General features: G+C 69.1%; 16 protein-coding genes. 8 read left to right on the forward strand and 8 right to left on the reverse strand.

Features of this window, described 5'->3' with window-relative positions:
* The first annotated feature begins 118 nt into the window (after positions 1-118).
* Entirely contained in the window at positions 119-277 is a 159-nt protein-coding gene (locus N5079_RS33775) for a hypothetical protein (protein ID WP_261588284.1), read from the forward strand.
* 122 nt (positions 278-399) lie between these two features.
* Positions 400-4,614, forward strand: coding sequence for a BTAD domain-containing putative transcriptional regulator (locus N5079_RS33780; protein ID WP_261588285.1), 4,215 nt, complete (start codon positions 400-402; stop codon positions 4,612-4,614).
* Between the two features lie 79 nt (positions 4,615-4,693).
* Here N5079_RS33780 and N5079_RS33785 read toward each other — a convergent pair whose 3' ends face one another.
* The 4 genes from N5079_RS33785 to N5079_RS33800 form a co-directional block, all read right to left on the reverse strand.
* The gene (locus N5079_RS33785) at positions 4,694-6,013 is read right to left on the reverse strand and encodes a hypothetical protein (protein WP_261588286.1); all 1,320 of its coding nucleotides are present in this window, start codon (positions 6,011-6,013) and stop codon (positions 4,694-4,696) included.
* Positions 6,014-6,023: 10 nt separating this feature from the next.
* Entirely contained in the window at positions 6,024-7,103 is a 1,080-nt protein-coding gene (locus N5079_RS33790; protein WP_261588287.1) for a hypothetical protein, read from the reverse strand.
* 46 nt (positions 7,104-7,149) lie between these two features.
* Entirely contained in the window at positions 7,150-7,587 is a 438-nt protein-coding gene (locus N5079_RS33795; RefSeq protein WP_261588288.1) for a hypothetical protein, read from the reverse strand.
* 517 nt (positions 7,588-8,104) lie between these two features.
* Complete coding sequence (locus N5079_RS33800; RefSeq protein WP_261588289.1) at positions 8,105-8,902, reverse strand: SDR family NAD(P)-dependent oxidoreductase; 798 nt, start codon at positions 8,900-8,902, stop codon at positions 8,105-8,107.
* 555 nt (positions 8,903-9,457) lie between these two features.
* Between N5079_RS33800 and N5079_RS33805 the strand changes: the two genes are divergently transcribed.
* Together N5079_RS33805 and N5079_RS33810 are read left to right on the forward strand one after the other, a co-directional pair.
* Positions 9,458-10,084 carry a TetR/AcrR family transcriptional regulator gene (locus N5079_RS33805; RefSeq protein WP_261588290.1) on the forward strand — a complete coding sequence of 209 codons (627 nt, stop codon included), beginning with the start codon at positions 9,458-9,460 and terminating at the stop codon, positions 10,082-10,084.
* Between the two features lie 97 nt (positions 10,085-10,181).
* A complete protein-coding gene (locus N5079_RS33810) occupies positions 10,182-11,624 on the forward strand; it encodes an aldehyde dehydrogenase (RefSeq protein WP_261588291.1) in 1,443 nt (480 codons plus the stop codon).
* A gap of 195 nt (positions 11,625-11,819) precedes the next feature.
* On the opposite strand, the gene N5079_RS33815 is transcribed toward N5079_RS33810, so the two are convergent.
* Positions 11,820-12,362 carry a TetR/AcrR family transcriptional regulator gene (locus N5079_RS33815; RefSeq protein WP_261588292.1) on the reverse strand — a complete coding sequence of 181 codons (543 nt, stop codon included), beginning with the start codon at positions 12,360-12,362 and terminating at the stop codon, positions 11,820-11,822.
* A gap of 185 nt (positions 12,363-12,547) precedes the next feature.
* Here N5079_RS33815 and N5079_RS33820 point away from each other — a divergent pair, with 185 nt between their 5' ends.
* From N5079_RS33820 to N5079_RS33830, 3 genes are all read left to right on the forward strand, one after another.
* Positions 12,548-14,077 carry an MDR family MFS transporter gene (locus tag N5079_RS33820; protein ID WP_261588293.1) on the forward strand — a complete coding sequence of 510 codons (1,530 nt, stop codon included), beginning with the start codon at positions 12,548-12,550 and terminating at the stop codon, positions 14,075-14,077.
* Between the two features lie 450 nt (positions 14,078-14,527).
* A complete protein-coding gene (locus tag N5079_RS33825; RefSeq protein ID WP_261588294.1) occupies positions 14,528-15,493 on the forward strand; it encodes an RNA polymerase sigma factor in 966 nt (321 codons plus the stop codon).
* Positions 15,494-15,615: 122 nt separating this feature from the next.
* The gene (locus N5079_RS33830; protein ID WP_261588295.1) at positions 15,616-16,557 is read left to right on the forward strand and encodes an alpha/beta fold hydrolase; all 942 of its coding nucleotides are present in this window, start codon (positions 15,616-15,618) and stop codon (positions 16,555-16,557) included.
* Between the two features lie 280 nt (positions 16,558-16,837).
* Here N5079_RS33830 and N5079_RS33835 read toward each other — a convergent pair whose 3' ends face one another.
* On the reverse strand, positions 16,838-17,266 hold the full coding sequence (locus tag N5079_RS33835; protein ID WP_261588296.1) for a hypothetical protein: 429 nt from the start codon (positions 17,264-17,266) through the stop codon (positions 16,838-16,840).
* A 382-nt stretch (positions 17,267-17,648) separates the two neighbouring features.
* Here N5079_RS33835 and N5079_RS33840 point away from each other — a divergent pair, with 382 nt between their 5' ends.
* Positions 17,649-18,116 carry an SsgA family sporulation/cell division regulator gene (locus N5079_RS33840; protein ID WP_261588297.1) on the forward strand — a complete coding sequence of 156 codons (468 nt, stop codon included), beginning with the start codon at positions 17,649-17,651 and terminating at the stop codon, positions 18,114-18,116.
* A gap of 137 nt (positions 18,117-18,253) precedes the next feature.
* On the opposite strand, the gene N5079_RS33845 is transcribed toward N5079_RS33840, so the two are convergent.
* Together N5079_RS33845 and N5079_RS33850 are read right to left on the reverse strand one after the other, a co-directional pair.
* Positions 18,254-18,844, reverse strand: coding sequence for a DUF308 domain-containing protein (locus N5079_RS33845; protein ID WP_261588298.1), 591 nt, complete (start codon positions 18,842-18,844; stop codon positions 18,254-18,256).
* A 44-nt stretch (positions 18,845-18,888) separates the two neighbouring features.
* A complete protein-coding gene (locus N5079_RS33850) occupies positions 18,889-20,508 on the reverse strand; it encodes a tannase/feruloyl esterase family alpha/beta hydrolase (protein WP_261588299.1) in 1,620 nt (539 codons plus the stop codon).
* Positions 20,509-20,731 lie beyond the last annotated feature (223 nt).

Genomic DNA, 20,731 nt, shown 5'->3' on the forward strand with positions numbered 1-20,731 from the left:
CTAGTCCGTTTGAACACGGCCCGCACGACCACCTCTAGAACGGGCGAATGCGGTGACACGCTGGACAGACACGTGTCGCCCGACGGCACCCATCGGCGAGGCCAAGCGGAACGACACCATGGGCATCGCCCACATCGAACGTCTTCGGCACATCCGCGACCTCATCGCCAAGGCAGGCCGCTACGACACCAGCCGCACCCGTCTGGTCTGTTTCAGTGGCGGCGGATTCAACGACAAGGCGCAGCCGCGGCCAACACGTCGCCCGACGTTCAGTTGATCGATTTGGCGGCGTTGTACGGCCGGACGCCGCATTGACAGAACGGGCACGCACCCATGATTCTTCGATGCTGATCGGTCCGATTGGGCGGAGTCCGGGTGGAATTCAACGTTCTAGGGCCCTTGCGCGTCTCGCGTGATGGCCAGGCGGTCCCTGTCGGGGCGTACAAACTTCGGCTCACCCTTGCCGCCCTTCTGTCCAAGGCGGGTCAGCCGGTCTCGGCTGACTGGTTGATCGCCGCCGTCTGGGGGGACGGCCCGCCCACCTCTGCCCGGAGCAACCTCCACCTCTATATCCACCAGTTGCGACGGGTGCTGGGGGCGCATGTCCTGCCCGGGGGGCCGGGCGGGTACGCGATCATCACCGACGACCTCGACGCGACGCGTTTCCGCAGTCTCGCGGCCCAGGGGACCGCGGCGCTGAAGCGGGGCGAGTTCGACTTGGCGAGCCGGCGGCTGGGCGCGGCGCTGAATCTGTGGCAGGGACCGGCGTTCGCGGAGTTCAGCGAATCCGAGCCGGTGGCCGAAGAGGCGCGCCGTCTGGAGGAGTTGCGGCTCACGACGTGTGAGCGGAGGGCGGAGGCCGAGCTCCGGCTGGGGCGAAACGCCGAGCGGGTGGCAGAACTGGCCGAGCTCTCCCGGGCACATCCGTATCGGGAGAGCCTGCGCGGTTACCTCATGGTCGCCCTGTACAGGTCCGGCCGGCAGGCCGAGGCCCTGGAGAGTTTCCGCGAGACCCGCGCCCTGCTCAGCGCGGAGCTTGGCGTCGAGCCCGGACCCGCTCTGCGGCGGCTGCATGAGGCGATGCTGCGCGGCGACGATCAACTCCTTCCCACACCGGACCGGCCGCCTCCTGCGCACGCGGAGACGGGGGAGTGTCCGTACCGCGGCCTGATGGCGTTCCAGCCGGAGGACGAGGACTGGTTCTTCGGCCGCTCCGAGCTCAGAGACCGGCTCGTAGGACTGGTCGACCGGCTTCCGCTGGTGGGCGTGTTCGGCGGGTCGGGCAGCGGCAAGTCGTCGCTCCTGCGCGCTGGGCTGCTCGGGACGATCTCCAGGGAGCACCGTACGGCGTGGCGGACCATCCTCATGACACCCGGCGAGCACCCGCTCGACACGTTGTCCGGTCAGGTGGCGAAGCTGTCCGGTGTCGATCCCGAGCCTCTCCACAAGGCGCTTTCCGACGACCCGGGCGCCCTGGACGCGGCGATCCAGGCGGCGCTGGCGAATGGCCCGGTGGAGACCCGTGCACTGCTGGTGGTGGACCAGTTCGAGGAGATCTTCACGCTGTGCGCCGACGACGGCGAACGGCGCCGTTTCGTCGAAGCCCTTCTCGACTCCGCACTTGGCGTGAACCGCCGCACCGTGGTCGTCCTCGGAGTGCGGGCTGACTTCCTCGCCCACCTGATGCAGCACCCGGATCTGGTCGAGGCACTCGGGGGCGAGGCTCAGCTGCTCGTCGGCCCGGCGTCCTCCGCTGACCTGAGGGAGATCGTGGTCCGTCCCGCCGCCCGGGCCGGGCTGGATGTGGAACCCGACCTGCTCGCCACCATCCTGGTGGACGCCGCGGCGGAGCCGGGCAGCCTTCCCCTGGTCTCGCACGCGCTCCTGGAGACCTGGCGGAACCGCGAAGGCCCGGTCCTCACACTGGCGGCATACCACGCCACCGGCGGCGTACGCGGGGCGATCGCGCAGAGTGCCGAGCGGGTCTACGACGAGTTGAGCCGGGAAGAGCAGCAGGCGGCGCGCAGGATCTTCCTGAGACTGTCCGCGCTCGGGGAAGGTACGGAGGACACCCGTCGGCCCATCTCACAGATGGAGCTCGTCGGCGTCGCCGATCCCCAGATCACCGCCGGCGTGCTGGACCGTCTCGCCGGTGCCCGCCTGATCGTCCTCGCCCAGGAGACGGTCGAGGTGGCGCATGAGGCGCTGATCCGCGCATGGCCCCGGCTGCACCGGTGGCTCACCGATGACCGCGAGAACCTGTTCGTCCACCGTCGGCTCACCGATGCGGCGCAGACGTGGGAGGAGCTGGAGCGGGATTCCGGCGCCCTGTACCGAGGCGTCCGGCTGCTCGCCGCCCGGACCTGGGCGGAGGATCACCCGCAGGAGCTCAACCAGCTCGAAAGTACCTTCTTGCGTGCCAGCCGCGCGCTGGAGGCGAGCGAGCACGACGCGACCAGACGGCGCACCCGCCTGCTCAAACGGCTTGTCGCGGGTATCGCCACGCTCCTCGTGCTGGCCGTGCTCGGCGGTGGCGTGGCCGTATGGCAGGGCTCGGAGGCCCGTCACCAGCAGTTGCTCGCGCTTTCCCGGCAGCTGTCACTGAAGGCCCGTTTCCTCCTCGACACCGATCCCGATCTGGCCGGCCTCCTGGCGGTCGCGGCGTACCGTCTCAATCCGGATGCCGAGACCCGGGGCGGTGTCCTGAGCGCGTCGGCCGCGGCACGGCGGCGCGTCGAGGTGAACCGGGACGGCCCGGCGATCTTCGCGGTGGCGTTCAGCCCGGATGGTTCTCAGGTGGCCTCCACAGGCACGGACGGGGTGGTCGGCATCTGGGACCGGCGACGCCGTGCCCTTGTCGCGAGCCTTTCCGAGCACACCCGATTGGCGGGAACAGGTGACGTCTACGGGAGGACGGTGGCCTTCAGCCGGGACGGGAGTCTCCTCGCCTCGACCGCGAGGGCGCCGTCTCTGAACGCGAGCCGCGGCTCACTCGTCGTGTGGGATGTACGGAGCCGGAGGCCGGTCTTCCAGCGCGCCGTGGAGCGGCTCACGAACGCAATGGCTTTCAGCTCCGGCGGCACGAAGATCGCTGTTGGCGTCGGCGACGGCCGGATAGAGCTGTGGGACCTGCCCAGCGGGACCCGGCACACTCTGGGGCGGCGCGGGGCGGAGGTGGGCTCCCTTGCCTTCAGCCCGGACGAGGCGCTCCTCGTGTCTTCCACGGGAGGACCTGAGAGACCGGCCGTCTGGGATGTGCGGACGGGCAGGAAAGTCGCCGAGATTCCGGCCGAGCGCGTCCACCGGGTAGTCTTCGACCCCGTGGCGGGAACGCTCGTCACGGCGTCGGACGCGCTCGGAGTCCGCTTCTGGAAAGTCGATCGAGACCGAGTGAAGAGCCTGTACGAACTGCCGAAGCAATCGCCGTACGCCTGGGACGTCTCCGCTCCCGTGAACGACCGGATCGCTGTGGCCGACGAGAACGGCCTTATCACCGTCTGGGACCTCACCCGGCGGAAGCCCGTCGAGACGTACCAGGACAGGAGCCGCGCCGAAACGCTGTCCGTCGCGTTGAGCGGCGACGGGGCCATGCTGGCCTCGGGCGGCTTCGGGCGGACGATCATGATCCGGGATCACGCCGTCCCGCCTTTCAGCGGGCACAGCCAAGCCGTCAACGACATCGAGATCAGCCCGGACGGCCGGGTCGTGGCATCGGCCGGCAGCGACAACACGGTCCGCCTGTGGGACCCGCGGGGAGACCCGATCGCCACGCTCAGCGGCCATCCCGACCAGGTCCGTGCCGTCGCCTTCAGCCCGGACGGCCACCGGCTCGCCTCCGTCACCCGCGATCACACCGTCACCATCTGGGACGTCGACTCCAGGCGGAAACTGACAGAGGTCTCCTACCACGGGCTGGGCGCGTCCACAGGCGTGGCCTTCGACCCCCATGGCCAATACCTCGCCACCACCGCGCTGGGCCGCTTCCGCTGGAATATCACGGACGTGCGGAACCCGAGGCAGGAGCCATTCGCCGGCCCTCCTTCGATCGCCACGGCGCTCGCGTTCAGCCCTCGCGAGCGAATTCTGGCCACCGTCAGCCCCGCCGGCGACCTCCTCGTCTGGGACATGGTCCATGACGCGATGGTCCGCCGGCTCAGGACGGGGCATGGGTCGGTGCTCGACATCGCGTTCAGCCCGGATGGGAAAGTGATCGCGACCTCCGGAGCGGACCGGATGGTCAAGCTCTGGGACGCGCGATCCGGAGCGCCCATCACCACGCTGTCCGGCCACACCGCCCCCGTCCACGTAGTGGCCTTCAGCCGTGACGGCCGCACTCTCGCGTCCGCGGGCGAGGACCGCACGATCATCGTCTGGGACCTCGCCTCGCGCAAGCCGACCGCCATCCTCACCGGCCACAGCGCCCCGATCAAGGGCTTGGCCTTCACCACCGACGGGAACCTGATCAGCGGCGGTGACGACAGCAGGATCATTCGCTGGTCGCTCCAGCCCGATCCGGCCGTCACCAAGCTGTGCGCCGACGTCGGCCGAGACCTGACCCGGCAGGAGTGGGCCACCTACGTTTCCTCACTCACCTACCAGCCCACCTGTCCCTGAAGGGCGGTGGATCTCTCGTGAGAACCATTCCGGATCGCGCGCCCATCGGCCTCGTCACGAGTGCCGCCGCCAGAGGGAGCTACGGGATCGCCGGCGCCAGCGGACCGCATGCGGAACGTCCTGCCAGTTTCGCCGCGGTCGCCAGGCTCGCGTGGCCGTCGAAGCGGTAGGCCGTGAACGTCGATCGGCTGAGCACCTTTCTCCAACGCGCCGCCCACACTCCGGGAGTGACCGGATCGAGCGCGTTTCCCAGAACGCACGTCGCCCCCCGGCGTATGGGCGTGGTTCCGGTGTCCCACCCCGACGCCGCGGCCCGCCTGCCCTCACACTGGTCCGCGACATGGACGAGAAGCGTCTCGGGTGCACCGTCGGGGACCCTGGCCTGTGGATCCCAACCGCCGTAGCTCAAGCACGTACCCGCCACGAAGGCGGCCATGTCCAGGGCGATTTCCCGGCCGCCGTACCGTTGGAGGATCTGGTCCGCCATCCGGCCCAGCTGCAGTCCGGTCCCCTCGTCGAGCGCGGGGAAGCGACTCAAGGTCGACCAGAGCCACCGTTCGTTCGTTCGCAGGTCGTAGCTGGAGCCCAACGCGGCGAGACCGATGTCGCCGGCCGCCGTTCCGGCCGCCGTTCCGGATGCCCGCCGTACGGCCGCGCCGACCATTCGCGCCCCGGAGTCACCGCAGTCCAGGCCAAGCCGGACGCAGGCGCGAGCGTAACTCCTGTCCAGCGCCGCGTGCAGGGCGGCCACCCGCTCACCGAGAACGGCCGTCCCGGGTGTGGTGGCGGGGGCGACGGGCGCGTTCAGGATCAGCCACGCGCCGGGATGGGTCACGGCGGCCGCGTTGGCGGGCAAGGCGCCGAAGGACTGGCCGACGATGCCCGTCAGAGAGCGGCCCTCGTGGCGGAGGATCCCGTCCAGGGCCGCCACGTAGGAGGCCCGGGTCCAGGTGGCGGGCGAGCACCGGCTCAGGAGCGATCCCGGAGCCGGGCGGTTTCTGGAGACCCCCATGCCGAACTCCCGCAGCGCGGCTCCGCAGCCGGCGGGGACGGGTCTGTCCACCCACGGCTCGCTGATGAGGAGCACGTCATCGGCGGCGAGCGCGGGCGGTAGCCCGAGGGAGTCACGGTCGGGCTGCTGCAGCGCCCTGACGCCCGGTCCGCCCATCTCGACCAGGATCAGCCCGCGGCCGGGCTTCGTGCCCGGGACCACGGCGTACGAGATCCGTCCGGCGGCCTCGGGGACCAGGACATCCGCGCAGCGTACTTCGGTGGCCCGGCACAGAACCGGTCGTACCGCCGACGGCGTGGGAACGGCGCGGTGCGCCGCGGACGGAGGGTCCGCGGCGCAGGCGCCGAGCGACAGCAGGAGCGCGAGCGCGGCCGCTTTGTAGCGCATCGTCATGAGCTCAGCAGTTCGCCGAGCTGTTGGTCGAACCGCAGCCGTTCTTGCCGAGTACGCCCGTGAGCCGACTCCAGAAGTTCACATACTGGTAGTCGTTGTAGACGGGAACCGAGCCCTGCGCCGTCTTCACGACCACCATGTCGGCCATCTGCTGGATCCCGCCCGCTGGTTGGGACCAGACGGTGGACGGGATGTTCTGCCAGTTCACGCTGAGGTCTCCGGCGTCGGCGTTGTTGCTGTTCCAGTCCACCTGGTAGGTGCCGCACGCCTTGAACGTCATGCTCACCGCCCCGATCGCCAGGGCGACGTCGTTCCCGCAGCCCCAGTCGTGGGATCCGATTTCAGGTTCCCAGTCAGTCCACTGGCGCAGGATGTTTCTCGTGCTGGTGGTCGGATAGGAACGCATCCCCATGTCGTGGACGATGTCGTCCGGCCCGGTGATGTCCTTGGGAGTGGCGACGGACTTCCGCTTGTACATCCACCAGTCGTAGGTGCCGTTGAAGGTCTCGGTGTCCTTGAGCTTCCACCAGTTGGCTTCCATGCTGCCGTGGCTCGTGGTGAGCGTGTACTTCCCCGACGACCATGAGCCGAAGGTGTCGAATCCCGGCCCGTTCGGGTAGGCGAGCGAAGTGGCCCCGGCTTCCGCCCCGTGGACACCGGCGCTGACGACGTACGCGTCTGTCCCGTTCTGGCTGGGGTCAGGCTTGAGCCCGGCACCCAACTCAACTTTCTCGATCTTGTAGTCCTTGGGCACGAGCAGGTCGGCGGTCTCGCCGTCCGTCCGCTGCAGGTGCAGGTAGTCGATGGATTCGGGCGCGTAGTAGCGCCCCTCGCGCGCGCTCTGTTCCACGAACGCGCGTCGCTGGTCCGCCCCGTTCGTCACGCTGAAGCGCGAGCGCTGGTACTGGTCGCGGAGCGTCGTGACAGCGCCCGGCGTGGGGTGGTCGGTGAACTCGACGACTGAGAAGGGCTGTGCGGGAGGCGGGTCGTCCGCGCTCGCCGGTGAGGCCGGCAGGTTCACGACCAGCGATCCGGCCAGTACGGCAAGGCCGAGCGCGCCGGTTTTCTTCGCTCGAATCGTCATTGGCGGGTCTTTCTCTCCTTGCTTGGAAGTGGGCGTGACCGGATCGTCAGTCCAGGTAGTCGCTGACGTAGTCCTCACACTCGACGGTGAAGTCGTGCTCGGACTGCTTGCAGCCACGCCAGATGAACTTCTGCCTGGTCACGTCACCGGAGATGGACACACTGAGTTCCGTGTCCCCTCCGTTACACGACGCACCGTCGGTGTACCGCCAGGCCACGAGAGGGTTGTTCCAGGAACTCTTCTTGTATTCGGCGTACACCATCCAGCCGTCGTCGCAGAAGCGGTCTCTTACCGTGAAGGAGTTCCGGCCTTTCGACATGTTCGTCGTCCCGGAGTTGAACCAGACCTCTCCAGCCACCGCCCCGCTCGCGTGATAGACGATCATGCTGCTGGTAGCCGCGTCCGCCGCCCCCGTCGCCATGACGGTCGTGGCGGCCACGCAGAGCATGACCACCGCTCTGGCCGCGTTGAGCCGCTTGGACATCGTTGTGCCCTTCCCGTTCGCTCGTGTCCCGGGCCTGGCCGGATGCCTCCCGTGGATCACTGGCGACGCTAGGAGCGGGCGCTATATTCGTCATATATGGGCTGGTCAGAAGCCATTTTCGCGAAATCCGTCTGCCAGATGGCGGCCACGCTCTCCGCAGGTGGGCTGGTACGGCGCCGCGCGAATGTGCTTCTCCCACTCTGGGCGGGAAAGCGCGGGAAAGCCCTCCCCATGCGTGCGCGCACACGCTCGCGTAGGCGGCCTCAGGAGCGACCACCCGCATGCGCAGCGTCCCGTCAACTGACGCCCAGTAGAGTGACGAGCCGTCGGCGCTGAACGCCAGCGTGGTCGCCGTGTCTGCGTGCACCGTGAAACTCCGCAGACAGGACCCACCAACCTGACTCCTACACGGCGCTCGTCGTCGTTCCGATCGAACACAGCGGCCCGCCATCCCGCGCAATCAGGTGCCAGAGAGAGCGGCTCAGTGACGGTCCAGGGCGGTGGGTGACGGATGCGTCTAAAGGTTCTTGATGAGACCACCGTCGACGCGGATGATCGCACCGCTCACGTACTCGGCCAGCGGGCTCGTCAGGAAGAGCACGGCGAAGGCGATCTCATCGGGGTACCCCATGCGGTTTCGGTCGTTCGGGATGAGCTGGGCCGTCGCCGCAGGCTCGATCTCCTCCCAGGTGTTCCCCCAGCCACGGGACGGCCCGATCCCCATCAGCAGGTCCTTGACCGAGTCGACCAGGATCGCGCCCGGAGCCACGACGTTCGACGTCACGCCGGTGCCGGCGAGCTCACGCGCCAGCGACAGCGCGAGGTTGTGGCGCGCGGCGAGCGTCGCGTTGTACTGGGGGTGGCCGGGCATCGGCACGATGCCGAGCCCTCCGCCGATCTGAATCACGCGGCCCCAGCCCCGTTCCCGCATCTGCGGCACGAAGTGCCTGATCATCCGCACGCCCGAGATCACGTTGACCTCGTAGGCGTCGCGCCATTCCTCGGGGGTGGTGTTGGTCCAGGACACATGCCGGTAATAACCAGCATTGTTGACGAGGATGTCGATCGGGCCCCCGGCCAGCGTCGTGGCTGCGACCGCGTCGGCCCCCTCGTCCGTTGCGAGGTCTCCGAGCGCGACGTCCGCACGCCCACCGGCAGCGCGAATGGACTCGGCCACAGCCTCCGTCCTGTCCTTGTCGCGGCCATGCACGACCACGGCGGCACCCTCGGCCGCGAGCATCCTTGCCATCGCCTCACCGAGGCCGGAGCTCGATCCGGTCACCAGAGCGCGCTTGTCCGTGAGCTGATAATCCATGATCTTCTACTTTCCTTCGTTTCGAAATCCCGCCCGACGGGCGTATAGGAGCCCGTCCGAGGCCCCGGCGTAAAGAGGCGGCCGTAAGGCGAACGTGCCCGCATGAGGTGTGTCGACAGGAAACGGCCATCCCGGGCCGAGCGTCGCCGCCGATTCACTGGAGGCTACCCTCCACAATAGTGGAGGGTAGCCTCCGCGACAAGCAAAGGTTCTGCTCATGTGGGTCCCGGCCCTGCCGGAAGCCAGAGCCCTGGCGCAGTGAGCACGGCGGTCAGACGAGAAGGCACGGCGTCCGCCGTCGGAAGGGACGCGGCCTGGGCCGCATGCGCTTCCCGGCGCTGGGCTGCCGGCACCAATAGCGCCACGACCACGGAGTTCTCAGGGGCGACGCGGCGACCGAGACCGGCGTCGATGCGGTCACACGCGTATCGCCGGACGAGCAGCGAGGGTCAGCCTGCTAAAGTTGAGGCGCACCTCCACAATACCGGAGGAATTCCTCCAGAATATCGGAGGCCGACCTCCGCAACAAGTAAAGCTTCCACCAGGGAGGAATCGGTGACAGACAACGCGGCACCACAGCCGCGCGTCGCGGTACGGCGACCGCATCGGGCCGACGCGCGGCGCAACTTCGATGCGCTGCTCAACGCCGCCCGCGAGGCGTTCGCCCAGCACGGCACCGAAGCGTCACTGGAGGAGATCGCCCGCCGCGCCGGCGTCGGCATCGGCACGCTCTACCGCAACTTCCCAACTCGTCAGGACCTGTTCGACAGCGTGTACGTCGGCGAAGTGGAAGAGCTGTGCCGCGCGGCGGAAGAGGTCGCCAATCTGCCGCCGTGGGATGCGTTCGTCGCCTGGCTGCGGCGCTTCGTCGGCTACGTCGCCACCAAACGAGCCATCTACGAGGCGCTCAACCGTGACTCCGAGATGTTCCGGTCCTGCAGGATCGCGATGTACGCCGCCGGAGAACCGCTGCTCGTCAGAGCCCAGGAGGCCGGAGACGCCCGCTCAGATGCCAACTTTGACGACATTCTGCGCATGATCACCGGCATCACCGCCACGGGGTTCGTCGACGACGCGCAGCGGGAGCGGGTGCTGGGCATCGCCCTCGACGGGCTGCGCGTCCGCGAGCACACTGCGCAGAACGCCGCCGAGCAAAGCGAGGAGTCAATCCAGGGCCACTGATGCGGATCGCGGAACTGCATCGGGTCGATCACCGGCATGGCTCGCGGCGTGGGACGCGGGCCGCTACAGATCTGAAAGCACCGGAGAGAGAAAGCACATGATCACCTACGACCGGCTTTTCATCGGGGGCTCCTGGGTGGCGCCGAGCAACGCGAAGCTGCTCGACATCGTCTCGCCGCACGACCAGGCGGTGATCGGCCGCGCGGCACAGGCGCAGCCGGCGGACGTGGACCGCGCAGTGGCCGCCGCGCGGGCGTCGTTCGACGCGGGTGTGTGGCGCTCGACGCCGCCGGCGGAGCGGATCGCGGTCCTGCGGCGATTCAACACGCTGCGCGAGGAGAACGGGGAGAAGGTCGCGCGCCTGATCTCGCTGGAGAACGGTTCGGCGGGCTGGTTCACGCTGGCAGGACAGCCGGGCCTGACCCGGCAGGCGAACGCCTACCTGAAAGCGGCGGAGGAGTTCGGATGGGAGGAGACGCTGATGCCCTCCGACCCGGCGTCCGCGGTGCGCAGCGTGGTGCGCCGTGAGGCAGTCGGCGTCGTGGCCGCGGTGATCCCGTGGAACTCGCCGTTCTCCTCGGCCACGTCAAAGATCATCCCCGCACTCCTCGCCGGTAACTCCGTGGTCCTCAAGGCGCCCGCGGAGAACTCGCTGAGCATGGGCTTCCTGGCCGAGCTGCTGGAGCGGGTGGGCCTGCCCGCGGGGGTGATCAGCGTCCTGCCCGCGGACCGGGAGACCAGTGAGTACCTGGTGTCGCACAAGGAGGTCGACAAGGTCGCGTTCACCGGTTCGACGCGGGCCGGCCGCCGAATCGCCTCCATCGCGGGCGAGCAGCTCAAGCGGGTCAGCCTGGAGCTGGGCGGGAAGTCCGCCGCCGTCATCCTGCCGGACGCCGACATCGAGAAGGCCGTCGCGGGACTGAAGTTCGGCTCTCTGCTCAACAACGGCGAGTCGTGCATCGCGCAGACCCGGATCCTCGCCCCGCGCAGCCGGTACGAGGAGGTCGTGGCCGCGCTGAAGGAGCTGGTGGAGTCGCTGACGGTGGGCGACCCCAGCAACCCCGACACCTTCATCGGCCCGATGATCCGCCCCGACCAGCAGGAGCGGGTGCGCAGCTACATCCAGCTCGGCATCGACGAGGGCGCCCGCCTGGTCGCCGGCGGTCCGCAGATCCCCGAAGGCCTGGAGAAGGGCAACTACGTCACCCCCACCCTGTTCGCCGACGTCGACAACTCCATGCGGATCGCGCAGGAGGAGATCTTCGGCCCGGTCCTGGTCGTCATCGCCTACGACGACGAGGACGACGCCGTACGCATCGCCAACGACTCCGAGTACGGACTCTCCGGCGGCGTCTGGTCCGCCGACGAGGCTCACGCCTTGGACGTCGCCCGCCGCATCCGCACCGGCACCATCACCGTTAATGGCGCCCCCGTCGCCTTCGACGGCCCGTTCGGCGGCTTCAAGGCCAGCGGCATCGGCCGTGAGTACGGCGCGGTCGGCCTCGGCACCTACACCGAGTACAAGACCATCACCGTCTGATCCCGTCGTACGACAGAGCACAGCCCGATCCGCCGACGGCGGCAGGTGGCCCGACCCACTGCCGCCGGCGCGGCTTTCGCGCACCGCACCGCATCGCCCACGTCCGTTCAGAGCACCGCGTTGCCGGCGGCGCCCGGGAAGTCCGTGCTGAACGCGATGTCCTTGCAGGCCGCGAACTCGGCCCGCACCGGTGTGTCAGGACGTTCCGAGGCCGCGCAGCAGGGTGTCGACGACGACGTCCGCCGCCTGTGCGGGGCTCAGCTGGGGCATCTGCCGGGACACGAGGTGCATGAGCTGGGGCAGCAGCGCTGAGGCCCACCCCTCCGGAAGGCCGGAGCGGAGGAGCCCTTGGTCAGTGGCGCGGCGGAGGAAGGCGTCGACTTCGCGGCTGGACGCGTCGCGGCGGGCGCGTACGGCGTCGTCGGCGAGCATGCGGGCGAGGTCGACGGGCCAGGTGCGGTTGACGGCGATGATGTTCTCGACGTAGCGGTGCAGGGCGACGGCGACGGGTGCCTCGCGCAGCCGGGCGTCCTCGATGGCGCGTTCGATGGCTTCCAGGCGGGATTCGTAGATGGCCGCGAGGAGTTCCTCGCGGGAGGCGAAGCGCCGGTAGACGGTGCGCCGGTCTACGCCGGCCTCGGCAGCGATGCTCGCGATGCTCGCGGCCGGGTCGGCGGCGAGCATGCGCGCTCCGGTGGTCAGGACGGCCTCCAGGTTGCGTGCTGCGTCGGCTCTCACCGCACCGAGTGTAGCGGGCACATGTGAAGTATCCGCCATCTAAAGCCTCTCCATTGTGAAACAATTGACATTAACTGCTACAGTGCAGTGACATATAGCTCCGATAGTGCCAGCCTGATGAGGCTAGACCGTTGTGTAGCGGTCGGCGCACCACCCGTGCCACCCCTGTAGAAAGGCAGGTGCCGATGTCGAAGGCACAACACTCCCCGTCACCCAGAGCGGGCGGTGTCGCCGCCGCCATGAGCGCGCTGATCCTGGCGGTTCTCCTAGCGGCCCTGGACCAGACCATCGTGTCGACGGCGTTACCCCGGATAGCGAAGGATCTGAACGGGTTCGACGACATCGCGTGGGTCAGCGCCGCATATCTGCTCGCATCGACGGCGGTGACACCGCTGTGGGGCAAGCTCGGCGACATGTTCGGCCGCAAGCGGCTGTACCTGGCCTCGACCACGATCTTCCTGATCGCCTCGGTGACCTGCGGACTGGCGCAGAACCTGCCCGAGCTGATCGGCGCCCGCGTACTGCAGGGCGTCGGCGGCGGCGGCATGATCGTGCTGACCTTCGCCCTGGTCGGTGACATCGTCGCGCCGCGCGAACGCGGCCGCTACCAGGGCATGTTCGGCTCGGTCTACGGCGTCGCCAGCATCGTCGGCCCCCTGCTGGGCGGTGTCTTCACCGACCAACTGTCCTGGCGGTGGGCGTTCCTGATCAACCTGCCCGTCGGTGCCGTCTCCCTGGTCATCGCCGCCCGGGCGCTGCCCGCGGCCACCAGGGGAGCCAAGGCCCGCATCGACTACCTGGGCTCGCTGGTCCTGGCCGCGATCGCCACCGGCCTAGTCATGATCACGTCGTTCGGTGAGCGCTGGGGATGGGCCTCGCCGGCCATCCTCGGTCTGATCGCCGCCACCGTCGCGCCGGCCGTGCTGCTGGTGCCCGTCGAGCGCCGGGCCGCCGCCCCGGTCCTGCCGCCGGCCATGTTCGCCTCGCGGACCGTGGTGTTCTCCTCGCTGATCGGGTTCGTCGCCAACGCGGCGATGTTCGCCGTCCTGGTCTATCTGCCCACCTACCTCCAGATCGTCCACGGGGTCTCGGCCACCCTCTCCGGTGTCCACATGCTGCCCCTGGTCGCCGGTCTGGTCGTCAGCCAGTCCCTGGCGGGACGCTGGTCGGCGCACGCCGGCAGACTGCGCCCGGTCCTCCTCGCGGGTCTGCTCGCCAACCTCGCCGGGCTGCTTCTGCTGGGCACGATCGGGGCTGCCACGAACACCCTCGTGCTGAGCGTCTACTTCCTGATCACCGGCGTCGGCATCGGCATGGTGCCCATGGTCGTGCTGACCACCGTCCAGAACAGCGTGCCCGTAGCCGATCTCGGCGCCGCCAGTGCCGTGGTCACCTTCGCCCGCTCCATCGGCGCGGCCTTTGGGGTCGCCGTCTTCGGTACCCTCCTCAACACCGGCTTCGCAGACCGCACCCGCGGCCTGGCGACCGCCGACGGTTTCGACGCCGCCCGCCCCGACACCATCGGCCGGCTCCCCGCCGCCCTGCGCGACACCGCGCTGGACGCCTTCGCCCACGCCACGGCCACTGGCTACCTCTGGATCGCCCCCACCCTCGCCGTCGGCACCCTCCTCGCCCTCTTCCTCAAGCCGGCCCACAAGACCGCAGAGACGACCATTGCCCCCGACACCGCCAACGACGCCGTCCAGGCCGCCTGAGCCACCAGACAGCGCGCTCTCGACCGGCCGACGCCCTCATGTATGACAGTTCACATGTGTGGGCCGGGCTGGTTCAGCGGGAGAGGGAGTAGGGACAGTGGAGTCTGTCGTCGCGACTATGGTCGGCCGCGAAGGTGAGCAGGAAGTGCTCGTTCCCGCAGGTCACGAGCTCGACCGAGTCGACTGGGACGTCACCACGGCGGACCTCCTCCAAGGACCCGGGCGCACTTCGACTAAGCACGACCGAACTCCCCCGACCGCGAAACCCGCAGAGCTCGTACACCGTGGCGCGGATCCAGGCGATGGCCGCGCAGATGGTGCCGGCCTCGAGCCTCAGCCACGTGCCACGTTCGCCGGGCCCCGCGGCCGGTGTCAGGTCCCGCCCACACTGACACACATAGCCGGCGTTAGGGTGAAAGGAAATATGTGTTGCGGCCGGAAGGGCAAGGTATGAGCGGGTTGCCGGGTGACGCTGGGCCGGCGGAGGACGCGGCACTGACACGCGCCGCGCAGGCGGGCGACGTGTCGGCTCTGGCCCTGCTGCTGGAGCGGCACCGGCCCGGGATGCGCGCGGTGGCGCTCAGCCTGCTGGGGCCCTGTGCGGACGTGGACGACGTCATGCAGGAAGCGGCGCTGGTGGCGTTGCGGCGGATCGTGGACGTCCGCGATCCTGAGTCCGTGGGGCCGTGGCTGCGCATGGTCGTACGCAACCGCTGCCGGACTCTGCTGCGCGCCGCCCGGCGCGTCGAGCCCGTGGAAAGGGTACCGCTGCCGCCCGAGGGCACCACACCCGAGGAGGTCCTGCAGAGCCACGCGCTGCGGGACTGGATCTGGGAGGCCGTCGAGGCATTGTCACCGACCCTGCGCCTGCCGGTCGTCTTGCGCTACTTCTCCACCGGGATCACCTCGTACCAGCAGATAGCCGACGCCTGCGCAATATCCGTCAGCACCGTGCGCAGCCGGCTGAACCAGGCACGCCCCGCGCTGGCCCGCGCTCTGACCGCTACCGCGGGCACGGCGCACGAGGACGTGCGCCGCCGTACGGAAGCCAGCTGGCAGGAGGCGCGCGCGACGCTCGCGGCCGCCGCGCACGGCGAGTTCGGCAAGGTGGTCAAGGACCGCTACTCCCCCGAGGTCTCACTGTGGTCCGGGGGCGAACGACTCGGCGGGGCCGAGCTCCTGCTGGCGGGCATGGACTTGGACCTCTCGGCTGGCGTGCGCCAGCGGCCCCTGCACGTGGTGACCGGCCGGTCACTGGTCATCTGGGAGATGGAACTGGTCAACCCGCCGGACGATCCGGACCACTGCCCGCCGGGGGTCGCCTGGATCATGACGCTGGACGGGGGTCGCTTCGACCAGGTCTCCCTCTACCACGCACCGCGCCCCCATGCCCTGCCGGCGCCCGCCCCGGCCTGAGTCCACGCCCCTCCCCCACCGCCTCGGCAGCGTGACACAGATCACATCCTGCCGATCCAACTTCCCGGCCCCCGGAGCGTCGTGCAGGTGTCATAACACCTGCACACCACACGGAGGTCCCGATGAGAAGGCCCATCGCGCACACTGACGACTCGGCGTCCGGCACCGGCCCCCTCTCCCCCGGCACCCACTCCTACCGGCTGGGCGGCATTGTCCAGCGCTATCACGTCCACGGCAGCGGCCCGGTGTGCCTGGCCCACTCCGGCGGGCCCGGCATCTTCTGGGACTACCTGCGCATGCCCGCCCTCGAGGAGCACCTGACCATGGTGTACGTCGAGCCCGTCGGCACCGCGGCGGACAGCCGTTTGCCCTCACACCCGCACGGGTACACGCGGGAGAGGTACAGCAGCTTCCTGGAGATACTGATCAACCGGCTCGGCGTGCCCAAGGTGCACCTGCTGGGGCACTCGCACGGCGCGTTCGTGGCCGCCTACCACGCCCTGCACCGCCCCCAGCGGCTGGCGGGCGTCGTGCTGTACGAGGGGGCACCGGTCACCGGGCCCGAACACGGCGCGGAGGCGGCCCGCATGGTGGAGGCGTTCGTCGCCAAGCACGCTGGCCACCCGGGGCTGCCCGATGTGCTGGCCGCGTTCGGTACGATGTCGAGCGTCTCGAGCGACGAGCAGACTGTGGCGCTCGCCCGAGGTGTGCTGCCGTCGTACTTCGCCGACTACTGGGGCAACGAGGAGCGGTTGGCGCCGTTCCGGGACGCGATCCGGGCCACGTACATCTCAGGCCTGGACGAGGACCTCACGCCCGACGTCATCGACGATCGTGTCGCGCTCAAGGGACTGGAGGTACCGGCTCTCGTCATCGTGGGCCGGCACGACGTGATCTGCGGGATGCGCTGGGGACTCGAACTGCACGACCTGATTCCCGACGCGCGGCTGCTGGTGCTGGAGAACAGCGGTCACATGGGGCACATCGAGGAGCCCGAGTTGTTCGCGGCCGCGGTCCGCGACTTCGTCCTCCGGAACGCCGCCCCGGGGGGCGGGGCGGCGTAGGCACCTCGAGAAGCGGTCGGCCCTGCCTGCAGGCACACGTGAACCCCGGTCGTAGTAACGGGGGCTGTCTGCTCACCGTAAGCGGGGAATCCCGTGCTGTGCCTGCGCCGTGGGGCCGACCTGGGCGCCGCTGGAGGGGAAACCTCCGGAAAGCGTCAGGGCGCCGACGTGGCCATCGCCACGGAGCCGCGCGATATAACGAAGGGGCCCGCAGCTCGCGCTGCCGGCCCCTTACGGTGTGAGCCGCGTCCGTGGTCCCGGGGATCAGGTCCGAGACGGGTCACTTGGCCCGCAGGGGCCCCGCGAAGGACTTGCGCAGGGACGAAGGAGCAACGACGGGGAGCAGTGCGGCGAGCACCTTGCCTTTGAACGTGCTCGGCTGCCGCGTCAGCTCGACGTCGACCCGGGTGCCGTCGCCCTCGGGGACCATCCGGAAGACCCAGCCACCGCCGGCTCCAAAGAGTTTGGAGTCGAGCGTGGTGATGGTGACCGTGTCACCGCCCCGCTCCCACTCGTAGCGCGCGCGCTCCCAGGCGGCGGCGGTCCCCTCGGTGACCTCGGCCCAAGTGTCGCCGAGTTCGTGGACCTTGAAGTGTTCGGTGTCGATCGTGGGCCACGCCTCGGCGCGGGAAGGGCTGAAGTCGGTCAGCACCTCCAGCACGTCCTCGGGGCTGAGCGCGGAGACGAGATGGAACCGTACGACTGCCATGGGTTTCCTTATAAAGAAGTAACCGTTCTGACCGGTGACGAAAGACTCCCATAGCCTTGCGTCACCAGTCAAGGAGGTGAGACGGGGATACGCGCACGATTGCTGCGGCCGTGCGGCACCGGCCGCTCACCGGCTTCCCGCACCGGCAGAAAACTGACTTACGCCACATCCTTCGCGGTCGGTACGGCGGCACGTCCCGGCGTCTCCCTTCCGCCTGCGGGGCTCTTCCCCACCCCCTCACGAGCGACGCGCCGCCCTCGAGGTTTCCGTCAACTGCGCCGCTCGAGCCCGCCCGTTGACCGTCAAGTGACCGATGTGCGGGTTCCACGCCCGGCCAAGAGTTGTAGGTGCACACTTCGTCCCACGGAGGGGAACTCCTGTCATGCACCGTGACCAGTCACGACTGCGGGCGCGTTCGGCGCCTGAGCAGGTGCCTTCGCTGTTCCTGGATCTCGACCAGATGCTGGATGAATTCACCCGGCTGCCGATCCGGGCGGAATTCCGTTTCGACCCGGAGATGCCGGCGGTGATCACGGTCGAGTTCCTGCCGGAACGAGGACCGACGCTCATCTGGCGCATCGGCCGCGAACTCCTCCACCGCGGCCTGACGTCGATGAGCGGCTCCGGCGACGTACGGATGTGGCCGACGCTGCCCGGTAAGCGCCCCTCGTCGTGGCTGCTTCTCGAATCGCAGGAGGTGGAGGCCTTGTTCGAGCTGCCCACCGCGCCACTGGCGGAGTGGCTCGACGCCACCTATCGGATCACGTCGGCCGAGGCGGAGATGGACGGTCTGGACTGGGACGACTTCCTCATGAAGCTGCTCGGCGGTCAGGGGACGTCATCCGGATGACCGGGCCCTGTCCGAGATGAGGACGGCTTCGGCTGACGGCATGAGGCCCGCCCGGGACCGGACGGGGCTGGCACGAAAGACATCCCGGCCCGCGCCATAAGGGCACAGGCCGGGACGGAACAGCAGGGGCTGAGCGGTCAGACGGTCCGGGTGCGCAGCTGGCGGGACTTCCAGCCCAGCAGGCCGGCCTGGACGATGAAGAACACCCCACCGCCCGTGGCGTAGACCGACAGCACGTCGAGCGAGGGGGCGTCGCCCGCGGCCTGGATGTTGTAGAAGATGCCGACGACGAAGGACAGGCCGCCCGCGATCAGCACCGGCCAATGCTTGCCCAGCTCGGGACCGCGCCGCCGGAGCCCGACCGCCACCTGGGCCGCTCCGGAGACGACAGCCCAGGCGCCGAACACGTGGAGCACCGGCGCCACGCCACCGGCCCCGGCGACGCCGACCGCGATGGCGGCGATCGTGCTCAGCACCCCGTTGAACGCCGTGACCCGGCGCTCCGACCCGTCGGCGAGGGTCCGGTAGTCGATCAGCGAGGACACCGCGTCGATCAGCGGGTAGACGACCAGCAGCGTGATCGCCACGGCGTCGACGTGCTCATGGGCTCCGGCGAACGCCACGGCCCACACCACGGCCAGCACGCCGCGGCCCAGGTACAGCCTCAGCAGGGAGGAGCGCTCGCCCGTCGCCGCCGGGTTCGACGGCGTCGATGTCTGCGTGCTCATGATGGTTCGGCCTTTCTCAGGTCGTCGGGCGGTCGGCTGACTGGTCAGTGCCGGGACGGGGAGACGCACCGGAAGCTGGAGGCGGCAGCCAGGTCGCCGTGGCCCTTGTAGCGGGACACCGACGGGTAGCTGCACAGGTCACGGGTGACCTGCTCACCGGTGGAGTTGATCAGCGTGGCGGGCAACGTCTTCGGCGCCTTGCCGTGCTCGACCCAGGCGGTCAGGGCGGCGAGGCCGTCGGCCGAGCCGTCGCTGCCGTTGAGGCCGCAGTGGTTGGTGCCCGGAGCGAGGAAGAGGCGGTAGAAGTCGTCGACCCGCTTGGAGCCGCCCATCTCCCGCTCGACCTGCTTGCGGTACTCCACGGTGCCCTGGGTGGGGATGTACTGGTCGGCCTGGCCGTGCCAGGTCAGGAGCTTGGCGCCGGACTTGCGGAAGGCGGACAGGTCCGGGTCATCCGTGCCGATAATCTCGTCGTACTCGGCCTCGGACTGCTTGAACAGCTGCGTGAACTGGCTGTAGGTGATCGTCGAGAGGTCGAAGGACGGGTCCTTCTTCAGCCAGAGCTGGACCCACAGGGCGGGCACCGGGAACGGCGCTCCCGTGACGTTGCCGTTGGCGTCCGGCGGATTAACGGCCGCCAGGCCCTGCAGGTCGGCCCCGATCGGGACGCCGGACCACAGCTTCTTGCCCGACGGGGTGCGCGGGCCGTCCCAGATCTTGCGGACCACGGTCGCGTCGGCCGCCGTGATGGTCAGCTCCTTGCCGTTGCACACGACCTTGGTGCCGATCAGCCGGCGCGGGTCGAAGTCGCAGCGGGACGCGTCGTTGACCAGGCCGTCCCTGGCGCCGTCGAGCGGGTCACAGGCCTTGACGGCGGCGTCGGTGAAGGCCTTGAACTCGCAGGAGGCCGGGTAGGTCTTCTGGTTGTTCATGACCACCTGCGGCCACAGGGTGGCGACCTCGAACTCAGTCCAGCTGATGGCGGGTGCGTCGGCGAGGATGCCGTCGTAGTCGTCGGGGTAGCGCTGGGCCTCCATGTAGCCCTGGCGCCCGCCGGTGGAGCAGCCGGTGAAGTAGGAGTAGGCGGCGCGCTTGCCGTAGGCCGCGTCGACGACGTCCTTGCCGACGACCGCCGCCTCGTGCTGGGAGCGGGAGGCGAAGTTCTTCAGCAGCGCGTTGTTGACCTGGCCCTTGCTGTTCAGCACCCAGCTGACGTCCAGGGCGTCACCGACGCCGGCGTCGGTGGTGGTCGCGGCGTAGCCGCTCTTGACGGCGTTGCCCATACCGACACCGTTGTCACCGGCGAGGAAGGCGGCGCCGCCGAGCGCCTGGAAGCGGCCGTTCCAGCCCGTCTCGGGCAGCCAGGTCTGCACCTTGGCGTGGTCGCCGTCGCCCGGGTGGGTGAGGGTGACCGTCACCTGGCAGAAGGCCGGGACATCGTCGACCACGCCCTGCAGGATCCCGGTGCCGTGGATGGTGCCGCCCGGCTGGCGGACCGCCGTCACGGACTCCACCTCGGTGCCGGCCGGGGCCTTCACGGACGGCGTCGAGCAGGTGAGGGGCGCGGAGGCGAAGCTGTTCTGGGTCGCCGCCTCCGCGGTCGGCAGGTACACCGCCGCAGTCAGCGGCACACTGGCCGCAAGGACAGTCAGAAGTCGTTTCATTGCTTTCCCATTCCAAACGTAGGTGTGCGCCTGGCTGTGACGACACGTATGCACATCACATGAGCAGGGCAGTGGGTGTGTCGACGGGTTCACCGCGGACGACGTCCGCGTACATGTCTCCGTGACCTCGGTATACGACCCGAGGCAACCTCGGTTCCCCGAAGACTGATCCAGACCTTATCACCAGTTAAACCGGTGACGAAAGGGGGGTGGTTCGAATTCA

It is taken from the genome of Planotetraspora sp. A-T 1434, assembly GCF_025420585.1.
Taxonomy (GTDB): Bacteria; Actinomycetota; Actinomycetes; order Streptosporangiales; family Streptosporangiaceae; genus JAOEGB01.